Raw genomic sequence first — 1,481 nt, forward strand, 5'->3', positions numbered from 1 at the left:
CATTGGCATTATAACTTGCTCAAACACCTCCTCATCCACAAATGCCGCTTCACTTACAACCACATAATGTATCTTCTTACCACGCAAATATCGACCTTTAAATGCTGTCGAGCGAAATAATAATTTTGAACCATTTATCAAATTAATCTCCGGGAAAGGATTTTGTTTCACACTTTTAACAAAAAGCGACATTGGATGCCCCTCAAGTGCATTAAGTAACAAATCAAAATAAATTTTCGATTGTTCAAGTGAAGGAGCAACTACCAAACAACTGACTTCGCGGTGGGTTAAAGCGTAATAAAACATTTTTGCAGCCATTAGGGAGGATTTACCAAATCGCCGCCCTGCTAATATAACATTTATCTCGGCATCAAGATTCAAAAGTTCTTCTTGTTTGGGCGACAACATTTTCCAGCGGTATAAAAATTTTGTAAATATCATCGGATCTTTCATGAACATCACATAATAATCAATTACTTGTTCCTTCAGCATTCTCTTCCACCTGCACTATCTGTTTCTCTATAGGCTCAACTACTCCAATCTCTGTTGCTATCTCAACTAATCGATGCAGCAAATCGTCATGATTAATTTTCTCATTCTCTAACCGAATTTTAGATGTATCAATATATAATCGTGTCATTGCATCGTACATCTTAGCAATAGAATACAAATTTTGCATTGTTGGCAAATGCATAAATCTCTTTGGATCAGATAATTCGGCTATTAGTCCAGTTAATCTTGCCAACGCAATAGAGACAAGTTCATTTAAAAAGTTCATGCGTGTTTTTACATCCATCTTCTCAAGTTCAGTTATCTTATATTTTTTATCAACCTCGTCAATCTCAAGCGAATCTTTTTGCAATTTTAATTTATTTGCAAAACTCCAATGTCGCTTTATTGCTGACGACGAAATCGAAATATTGTACTTTTCTTTCAACACCGCGCTAATCTCTTCATATGAATAACCTTGTGATCGTAAATATTCAACTTCTTCACTTAAATCATGTTTACAAACCAAGCACTTCTCTGTATGTTGCAATATTGTGTTATCTGTCATATTATTCACCTCCTAGAATATTATAACATATCACATTATTCACATAGTATTTACAAAAATATCCATGGGCTTTTACTTGACGCCCATGGATAAATAATGCTATAATGTGTATTGAAAGGGGGGAAAGGTATGGAAATTACCATTAAACACGTTTATACGGCCTACAAAATATATAAAAACCAGCTGTTTCAATCCCTCATAGTTACGCTACAAACCCATATAGCACTATCGTCACACAATTAGAAGCACAGTTTCAATCCCTCATAGTTACGCTACAAACTTGTTAAAAGTGTGAAACAAAATCCTTTCCCGGAGATGTTTCAATCCCTCATAGTTACGCTACAAACTAATGTTTGTAAAACTAACCAATTCATTTTCTTTGAGTTTCAATCCCTCATAGTTACGCTACAAACAATTATCAAAG

General features: G+C 34.6%; 2 protein-coding genes. Both read right to left on the reverse strand.

Features of this window, described 5'->3' with window-relative positions:
* A partial coding sequence (locus tag N2Z58_09390; GenBank protein MCX7654871.1) for a hypothetical protein occupies positions 1 to 492 on the reverse strand: 492 nt, incomplete at its 3' end.
* Positions 470 to 1,057 (reverse strand): hypothetical protein, encoded by a 588-nt coding sequence (locus N2Z58_09395; protein MCX7654872.1) that lies wholly within the window; start codon positions 1,055 to 1,057, stop codon positions 470 to 472. The genes N2Z58_09390 and N2Z58_09395, both read right to left, overlap by 23 nt.
* Between the last annotated feature and the right edge of the window lie 424 nt (positions 1,058 to 1,481).

The organism is Fervidobacterium sp. (assembly GCA_026419195.1).
Classification (GTDB): Bacteria; Thermotogota; Thermotogae; order Thermotogales; family Fervidobacteriaceae; genus Fervidobacterium.

Coding starts and splice junctions, on each gene's coding strand:
- N2Z58_09395 (MCX7654872.1), bottom strand. CDS start 1,057: ATGACAGATAACACAATATTGCAACATACAGAGAAGTGCTTGGTTTGT.